Genomic DNA, 8468 nt, shown 5'->3' with positions numbered 1-8468 from the left:
AGCCATCGTGTGGTGTCCTTTGCGTGAGAGTTTTAGTCGGTTCTCACTGACCATCACACGGTGGCTTCTCACGTCGACGATGCAACGCTCAAGAACCCGAAACCCCACCACTCACAGGGACGTCACCCAATCCGTGCGGGGCATCGAAGTAGCCAACCATGCGACACGCGAGCGGTGGCGCCACTCTGGGAGGGTGGCGTTCATTAAATTGCAGAACGACACCGTGTTTCTGACCGACTCCGGCAGTCGGTCGAGCATTCGTGCGGCAGGCAGCACACCGACCGGGGTGCACCTTTCGAGTGCATCGTGAAGGGAGACTGACGTGCGAACTGTTTTTGTCACGTACCTCGGGCGGATCGCTTTCGGTTTGGCGTACTTCGTCGCAGCTAATTCTCTCCGTCTTCCTCCGCCAGCGGGGCTCGCCCGAATCGAAGGAAGTCAGGGCGCCGCACGCCGAAACTGGCAACTGACATCGAGTTCCACCGTCACACGTCACGACCGGGGCCTGCATGTGAAGCTCACCACTACGGGGCCAGATGCCGGCCCGCGGTGCATCTATCTAGGCACGGGCGAGCCGGATTCAAAAAGTGCGCAATGGTCGTCGAGCGCTAGCGGACTGGTGTTTCTCGCGGGAGGAAAGCTAACTCCGATCGCGTGCACCCACGTCCGACACCGCACCGGCTCATACGATCCTCGTCAGTCAGTGCGTTGAACACTGGCACGGACAGCGTTGGTGGAACTGCCCGTGCTCGGTGCCTGTCAGAGCATCTGCGCTCGTCGCCGTACTCGACCGAGGAAGTGCGCTTGGATTGAGCAGCGCCTTTCACTTCTCGACAGGGTCGATGACGATGATGGCTGGGACCGTTTCAGTTCCTTGACCGTTTGCTTTTCGGTATCTGCTCATTGCTTCCAGCAGAGGAGTCTGAGTTCGCATTCTGGCGGATGAGCCGGCCCGCTTCGAGGTCTTGCTCGTCCTTCTTCTCAGCTTTGTCGCTCTTCTTCGTGTCGCGGGGCGGGAGCCGCAGCGTCTCCTCAGCCTCGATGCCGGCCTGCAGCTGGCGGCCGCGCTCGAGCTCCGCGTCGAACTCTGCACCGAAGAGCAGCGCCATGTTCGCAATCCACAGCCAAAGCAGAAACACGATGACGCCCGCGAGGGACCCGTAGTTCTTCGCATAGTTCGCGAACGTGGTCACGTAGAAGCCAAAGGCCACGGATGCCACGACCAGCACGATCAGCGCGAGGAGGGCGCCCATGCTCATCCACCGGAATTTCGGCTGCTTTGCGTTCGGCGTCGCATAGTAGAGAACGGCGATGATCAACACGACGGCGGCCGCGAGCACCGGCCACTTCACAATCGACCAGACGGCCTGCGCCGTGCCGCCCAGGCCGAGAGCGTTGCCGACGGACTCGGTGATCGGGCCCGACACGATGAGGATCACGGCGATGATCACGATCAGCACGATCGCGATGACCGTCACGAGCAGTTGGACCGGCTTGAGCTTCCAGAACGGACGACCCTCCTGGATCTCGTAGATGCGGTTCATCCCTCGGCTGAAGGCGGTGACGTAACCGGAGGCCGACCAGATCGCGACGATGATGCCGAAGATCAACGCGAAGCCTGCCGCGGGGGAGCTGGCAAATTGCTCTAGCAGGCCCCGGATCGTGTCGATCGTCGACGCCGATGCCATGCCCTGCAAGGTGCCGAGGAGAGTGTCGATAGCCTGCTGGCCCTGTCCGATGACGCCCAGGATCGAGACCAGCGCGAGAAGCGCCGGAAAAATCGACAGCACCGCATAGTACGTGAGCGAGGCCGCGATGTCGGTGCACTGGTCGGATCCAAACTCGCGAGCAGTTTTTCGAAGCACGTACTTCTACGAGGGTTTCTTCAGCTCGGTGGGTGAGTCCGGTTTGCGGTCATCGTCAGGGTTCGGGGCAGTTCGTGATTTTTCTGAAGCTGTCTGTTCGGCCACTGCTGATGCTCTCTCCGTGAAGTCGAGTGACGAAGGGTCTGTGAAGTGACGAAGGGAGGACCGCAGTGCGCGGCCCTCCCTTCGTGCAGGTGCGTGCTAGTTCTCGTCCTGAAGGGCATGCTTGGCGTCGGCGGCCTGGTCCTTCACATCGGAGACGGCGCCGGTCGCCTCCTCTTTGACCGAAGCCGCCGCGTCGGTCGCTGTGTCCTTCACTGCTGTCGCGGCATCCTGGGCCGGCTCCTTGAGGTTGCCGGCGACATCCTTCGCCGCATTGGTGACCTGATCGACCAAGGGCTGAGCCTTCTCTCTGATGTCGGAAGCCAGCTCCTTCTCCTTCGTGCTCGCCGGGATCAGGGATGACGCGAGCCAACCCACACCGAACGCGATCAGGCCGACGGCGAGGGGATTGCCCTGCGCCTTGGCGGCCACCTTCTGACCGCCCTCCGACACGGAGTCGGTCGCCGAGCCCGCGCTGTTGTGCGCGTCGGACGCGGCACCCATGATGCGGTCTTTCACGCCGCCGAACGCGCTTTTGACCTTCTCGGTCTGGCGGTCGACGATCTTGGAGGGGTCGACCTTGTCGGCGAGGGCGTCGACGTTGCCGCTGAGTTCCTGCCTGGTCGCTTCGATGTTCCGGCGGATCTCGTCGGGGTTGTCGCTCATCGGTTTTCCTCATTCCGTCTCAGTGTCTCAGGGATTTCTTTCAGGGTGTCAACCGTTTGCGGCACACCCTTTACTGTCTTGAGTTCCTTGCGGCCGTTCAGGAACAGGACGAGGGCGACGATCGCCCAGACACCTGCCACGATCAGCGCAGACCAGCCGTTGTCGACCAGGTGACCGAGTCCCCACCACGCCGCGACGGAGAGGAACAGGATCGTCATGTGGCCGGCGTACCCGGCCCCACCAAACAGCCCTGCGCCCCTGCCGGCGCGGCTGGCCGTCTGCTTCAGCTCCGCCTTTGCCAGCTCGATTTCCTGCCGCATCAGGGTGGAGACGTCTCGGGTCACCTCACCGAGCAGGTCACCCAGCGAAGTGTTCGCGGCTTTCTGGCCTGAGGGTGTGTCTGTCATGCGTGGTCACCGTAGTAAAAGTCGGTACCCGTGGGCGCACTCGTTGTCCCGGTCGGGGCGACGAGGTCGTCGAAGTTCGCGTGAGCATCGGCGGCCGTGTATGCCGTGGTCGCGGGCGCTGAGGGCACGACGGGTGCGACGTAGGTCGGCTCGGCGGGCGCATACGCAGGGGTGGGAGCGGATGCGGTGGTGACCACATCGGCGAACTCCGGGGTGCTCGTCGACTCGGCTTCCTTCTCGGCTGCCTTCTCATCGGCCGTGTTGGCGACGAGGCTGCGGGTCAGGCGGCCAGCGAGGAGGCCGGCGATCGCCGCGGCAGCGATGAACGTTCCGGGCTTGCGGGCGGCGTAGGACCGCACATCGCTGAGCAGCGAGCCGGGGTCGCGACCCTCAAGCCAGGTCGCGATGCTGCCGGCCCGGGATGCTGCCTGCTGCACCAGCTCGGAGGCGACACCGCCACCCTCGGAACTGTTCGCCATGCTGCCGAGCTCGTCGGACACGGAACGCAGACCCGCTGCCACCCGCTGCTGCTGCACACCCGCTTGGTCCTTCAACTCGCTCTGCGTCTGCGCAAACAGGTCCTTGGCCTGTGCCTTGGCCTCGCCAACCACATTCGCGGCTTCGTTCTTCGCAGTGCCAGTGACTTTAGCGCTGGAGTCGAGCGCCTGCTCCTTCAGTTGCCCGGCCTGCTCCTTGGCGGCCTCGACCTTGTCGCCCGGGGGGGACGAGGGAGATGCGGCGGGTGTGGGAGGAGTTGTCGACGAGATCTCGTCGTAGATGTCACTCATGAGTTTCCTTTCGTTGGACGTTCAGGGTGAACAAAAATGTGACACTCGGTGCGCCATCGGTGACCGATCCTGAGTTTCCTCTACCGAAAAATTTCTGAAAAGGGACTGTCCAAAAGTGAGCACAACGACTATGAGGTCTCCGCGGCGTCCCAACGGGACTGTCTGGCTACCACCTGCACGGCGATCAGTGTTGCCGACGCGAGACCTCGAGATGTGATGACGGTCTGTCCTCCTTCTTCGTTGCCCTGGGCAGCAGCATTCCGGAGGATGTAACAAGCCGTCCGCTGTTGGGCCTCGGTGTCGTGATCCGGTTGCCGATCGGAGCGTCCAACAGAGGATCCGTCGTTCAGGAGTCAACGGGGTAGCTAAGTGGCGCTGCTGCGCGCATGCTGTGAGCATGTTCGATAACGAGACGGCAGACACCCGAGACCGTGCCACTGCGCCCAGCCAGGATCTGCCGGAAATCATCCGTTCGGAAGAAGTGCTGCACGTCTCGACCCGCACCGTCCCCGTGAACAGGGTCACAATGAAGAAAGTGATCGTCACCGAGACGCAGACGTTCACCGTTCAGGTCCGGCGCGAAGAGGTGCGCCTCATCACCGAACCGCTCACCGAGGAAAGCGCGCTGCCACCCGGCACTGACACCAGCGTCGACGTTCCCGACATCACGATGGTGCTGCATGAAGAGAGCGTCGTAATCTCCACCGAAGTCGTGCCGGTGGAACGGGTACGCCTGGTAAGACACCGGGTGGTCGACTCCGAGACCGTCACCGCAGACGTTCGCACCGAGAAGATCGCTCTCGACACCACCGGCTCGGCCACCCACCGAGACGTGTGACCAACCGCGCTACTACGCCAACCCGATCCGAGAAAGAGAAGAAGACCATGAGCACACCATCGAACACCCCTGACAGTAGAAGGCTGGGTAAAGCGGAGACGGCAGCCGATTCCGCCGACGCGACCACCGCACCCGACGGGCGTAGCACCTCGGGCGCGTCCGCTGTGGCGGCGGAAGACCAGCGCAGCCACCGGGAAGAGGTGCTCGAACGTGAGAAGGAAAAGTACGGCGGCGTGAAGATCGGATCGGCGTTCTTCGGTTGGCTGACAGCGACGGGCACCGCGGTCATCCTCACCGCCCTCGTCGCCGCGACAGGCGCCGCGGTCGGCCTCGGAAATGCGAACGGCAATACCGCTCAGGTGGCACAGGCGGCGACGGAGAACGCCAACACGGTCGGCATCATCGGAGCGATCGCGCTGCTCGTCGTGCTGTTCGTCGCCTACTTCGCCGGCGGATACGTCGCCGGCCGGATGGCGCGATTCAACGGTGCCAAGCAGGGCCTGTTCGTGTGGTTGTGGGCCATCGTGATCGCGATCGTTGTCGCCATCATCGCCGCGATCGCAGGCAGCCAGTACAACATCCTCGGCAACCTGAACAGTTACCCCCGAATCCCGATCGACGAGGGAACGCTGACCGTGACGGGCATCATCACCCTTGTCGTCGTCGCTGTCGCCAGTCTCGCGGGCGCCATCCTCGGCGGCCTCGCGGGCATGCGGTTCCACCGCAAGGTCGACCGTGCCGGGCTCGGCCGCTGACGCTGCCTTTGGCTGGGTCGTGAGTATACGCAGCTGAACGCCGTTGTAAACGGGCTGTATCAGCCAACCTTCGAACGTAGCGTAACACCCGTGATTCGTAGCCAAACGGCGCGAAAGGCTTCGCCAAACGAAGGAATCAGCATGATCGACAACAGCAACCTTGGCGCCCTGCAGGGAGCCAAGGTCCTCAGCACGGATGGTGACAAGATCGGCACCGTCGGGCAGGTCTACCTCGACGGCACCGACAATCACCCCACCTGGGTCACCGTCAGCACCGGACTGTTCGGTACCTCCGAATCGTTCATCCCGATCGACCGGGCCGAATTCGACGGCGAGAACCTCACCGTTCCCTACGAGAAGTCCTTCGTCAAAGACGCCCCGCGCGTCGAAAACGACGGCACCCTCGGGGCCGACGACGAGGAGCAGCTGTACCGCTACTACGGCACCGGCGGAACCGGCTACGTCAACACCCGCCCCGACGGGAACAACGACGAAACCTCTGCCGGCCACGACACGTCAGGCCCGAACACCGACGACGCGATGACGCGCTCCGAGGAGCAGCTTCACGTCGGAACCGAGAAGGTCGAGGCTGGACGCGCGCGCCTGCGCAAATACGTCACTACCGAGCAGCAGACCGTCAGTGTTCCGGTCTCCCACGAAGAGGTTCGCCTCGAGCGCGAACCGATCACCGACGCCAACGCCGGTGACGCCTTCGACGGCCCGGCCATCTCGGAGGAAGAGCACGAAGTGATTCTGACCGAAGAGCGTCCTGTCGTCGAGAAGGAGGCTGTGCCCGTCGAACGCGTACGCCTCGACACCGAGACCGTCACCGAGAACCAGCAGGTCACCGAAGACGTCCGCAAGGAACAGATCGAACTCGACGGAGACGCCACCCGCACCACCGATCGCGATACTCGCGACACCATCTAAGGAGAATACCATGGGGCTTCGGCCAACGTGAAAGAGGCTGGCGAGAACGTGAAAGACGCGTTCGAGTAGGCCGACACACTCAAGAAGCGGGTTACCAGATGTAAAACCGACCCATAGTTCGGATTCGCGATCTTGCATGTCGGTGGCGCGTCTACCCGATCCTCCGGTAACAGAACGGGGCTGGATCCTGTTCGCGAGGCCGGGATTCAGCCCGCGGCGCCCTCCGAACCCAGCGCAGGGTCCGTCTCTGCGGATGGTGCCCTTCTGGTCTGCCATGGCCATCTTCCCGTGATCTCGAGTTCGAGCGAGAAACTCAGGAAGGTACGAATCAGGATGATCGCCGCGAGCACCGCGACACCGTCGAGTGTCGGCGTCACCGCTACCGTGCGAATGATGTCGGCCGCGACGAGAAACTCGAGGCCGAGCAGGATCGACCGGCCGAGGTACTGCCGGTATGCGCGATACACAGGCCGTTGGTTCCGGATAGTCCTGATCAGTACAAGCACGGTCGAGATCGCCGCACCCCCCACGATGATCAGCACCCCTGCGCCATCGATGAGCGAGCCGGCGAATTCGACGATGTTCTGAAAATGCATGCCTCTAGACAGACAGAACCCGAATCATCTTGCAACCCCTGTCGGAAAGCGACGGGTGTGTTCATGATGAAACTACAACACAGCAAGACCGTCTCCGAGGGACACCACTATGGATCTCGGCCCCTACACCGGCTACCGCCTTCTCCCGGCGATCCGCGAAGCCTACGGCGCCGAAACCGCCGGCGAACTCGCCGAACGGATTCATCAGGCAGCGGCAGTGAGCATACGGCGGCGCCGATTCACCGTTTCTTTCGCCGTTGGGCTAGGAGAAGTAGGGCCAGCACGATTATGACCAGTGCTGACGCGGTAGCTAGGCCCACGATGAGAATAGTCGTTGACGGATCGGGGCTGGCTACGAGGGTGGTGGTCGCAGCAGGTGCGCTGCCGGGGCCGTCGGGGAACGTAATCTGCGCCTGCGAATTTTCGTGCAAGAGGCCGCTCTGCAGATCGATGGTTGCGTTCCATGGTCCGTTGTCCACAGAGTCGGACAAGAGGATTGTCACCGGTTCGGATTGACCGGGCGCTAGCGTGGTTGCGAGAGTCGCGGAGTACGGGCCGGCTGTGAGCGAACCGGTTGCTTTCGAGAGCGTGAGCGTTCCTGACATGTCGAGTGCCCGGCCGCCTGTTTTGTGCACTTGCGCCTGTGCCACAGCTTCTCCGTTCGCGTCCCGTTGCGCTGTCAGGGTGTCCACGGTGAAGGCACTGGCTGGCGGGTTGTTCCCGCTGACAGAGAGGTAGATTCGGATGCCGGCGCGACTGTTCTGAGCAATTGCACCGTCGTTCGTGCCGCTCACCTCGGCCCAGATGACGGCGTACTGCTCACCGGGTGCCGCGTCAGGCGGTACCGAGATCGTCACGGTTGTTTGCTCAGCGCCGCCGGGAGGGATTTGCAGGGCACTGGAACTCAAGGCCGTCCACGACGTCAGATCGTTGGCAACGTGCCCCGCGTCTCCGACGAACGCACCATCCGTGATCGTGGCGGCGTCGGGGTATGCCGCGACCTTGAGCGTCGAGGTGGTCGTGTTGGAAATTTCCACGCGGCGCTGGATGGTTGTTCCCGGCGCCACATTATCAACAATGTATTGATGGGCCCTCGGATCATTTGCGGCGTCGGCGGGAATATCGACCAGACGCACACCCACGCTGCCTGGCTCTGCGGCGTCGACGCGTGCGGATGAACACTGCTGCACGTCAGCGGGTGGTACTCCGTGCGCGAGGGCGGCCGCGGGGGGCGGAGAAATGGTGGCGGCCGCCAGCGCCACCACCACAGCCAGCGCCAAGATGCCTCCCTTCATCGAAAGAATGTGACGGAGCCACGAGCGCCCCATTTTCAGCTGACGGAGTGTGTTATGACGCTGCTGTATGTTCCAGCCAGTGCATCGGCTGGAAGTACTTGTTAGCGGCCATGTGAAACTGCCCGTAGGCGGCCAGTAGTTCTGCCCGCTGGTGGCCAGGGGATCTGCCCACTGGTGGCCACGAGTTCTGCCCACTTCTGTTTTGTACCCGGACGCGTTAAGCGCC

The 8468-nt window shown here is 62.9% G+C and carries 9 protein-coding genes and 1 pseudogene; 4 read left to right on the top strand and 6 right to left on the bottom strand.

Going from position 1 to position 8468, the window contains the following annotated elements; all coding sequences use genetic code 11:
• Nucleotides 1-260: 260 nt before the first annotated feature.
• The gene (locus tag B7R22_RS20160; protein WP_367379171.1) at nt 261-470 is read left to right on the top strand and encodes a DUF6766 family protein; all 210 of its coding nucleotides are present in this window, start codon (nt 261-263) and stop codon (nt 468-470) included.
• A gap of 396 nt (nt 471-866) precedes the next feature.
• On the opposite strand, the pseudogene B7R22_RS02270 reads toward B7R22_RS20160, so the two are convergent.
• From B7R22_RS02270 to B7R22_RS02255, 4 genes and pseudogenes are all read right to left on the bottom strand, one after another.
• A pseudogene (locus B7R22_RS02270) lies at nt 867-1970 on the bottom strand (YihY/virulence factor BrkB family protein).
• A gap of 96 nt (nt 1971-2066) precedes the next feature.
• On the bottom strand, nt 2067-2633 hold the full coding sequence (locus tag B7R22_RS02265; protein WP_116410205.1) for a DUF3618 domain-containing protein: 567 nt from the start codon (nt 2631-2633) through the stop codon (nt 2067-2069).
• Nucleotides 2630-3040 (bottom strand): phage holin family protein, encoded by a 411-nt coding sequence (locus tag B7R22_RS02260; protein WP_116410204.1) that lies wholly within the window; start codon nt 3038-3040, stop codon nt 2630-2632. Before B7R22_RS02260 ends, B7R22_RS02265 begins: the two co-directional genes overlap by 4 nt.
• Nucleotides 3037-3828 carry a CsbD family protein gene (locus B7R22_RS02255; protein ID WP_116410203.1) on the bottom strand — a complete coding sequence of 264 codons (792 nt, stop codon included), beginning with the start codon at nt 3826-3828 and terminating at the stop codon, nt 3037-3039. Before B7R22_RS02255 ends, B7R22_RS02260 begins: the two co-directional genes overlap by 4 nt.
• Nucleotides 3829-4225: 397 nt before the next feature.
• Here B7R22_RS02255 and B7R22_RS02250 point away from each other — a divergent pair, with 397 nt between their 5' ends.
• The 3 genes from B7R22_RS02250 to B7R22_RS02240 all read left to right on the top strand — a co-directional run bounded on the left by B7R22_RS02250 (nt 4226) and on the right by B7R22_RS02240 (nt 6351).
• A complete protein-coding gene (locus B7R22_RS02250) occupies nt 4226-4666 on the top strand; it encodes a DUF2382 domain-containing protein (RefSeq protein WP_116410202.1) in 441 nt (146 codons plus the stop codon).
• Between the two features lie 47 nt (nt 4667-4713).
• Complete coding sequence (locus B7R22_RS02245) at nt 4714-5421, top strand: hypothetical protein (RefSeq protein ID WP_253258837.1); 708 nt, start codon at nt 4714-4716, stop codon at nt 5419-5421.
• A gap of 141 nt (nt 5422-5562) precedes the next feature.
• Nucleotides 5563-6351, top strand: coding sequence for a DUF2382 domain-containing protein (locus tag B7R22_RS02240; protein ID WP_116410201.1), 789 nt, complete (start codon nt 5563-5565; stop codon nt 6349-6351).
• A gap of 206 nt (nt 6352-6557) precedes the next feature.
• Here B7R22_RS02240 and B7R22_RS02235 read toward each other — a convergent pair whose 3' ends face one another.
• Together B7R22_RS02235 and B7R22_RS02230 are read right to left on the bottom strand one after the other, a co-directional pair.
• Entirely contained in the window at nt 6558-6947 is a 390-nt protein-coding gene (locus tag B7R22_RS02235; RefSeq protein ID WP_116410200.1) for a DUF1622 domain-containing protein, read from the bottom strand.
• Between the two features lie 239 nt (nt 6948-7186).
• A partial coding sequence (locus B7R22_RS02230; RefSeq protein WP_216363367.1) for a hypothetical protein occupies nt 7187-8468 on the bottom strand: 1282 nt, incomplete at its 5' end.

The sequence above is a fragment of the Subtercola boreus genome (assembly GCF_003399635.1).
Lineage (GTDB): Bacteria > Actinomycetota > Actinomycetes > Actinomycetales > Microbacteriaceae > Subtercola > Subtercola boreus_B.
Note: the sequence above shows the minus strand (reverse complement) of the source record. Positions and strands in the feature narration are given on the sequence as shown.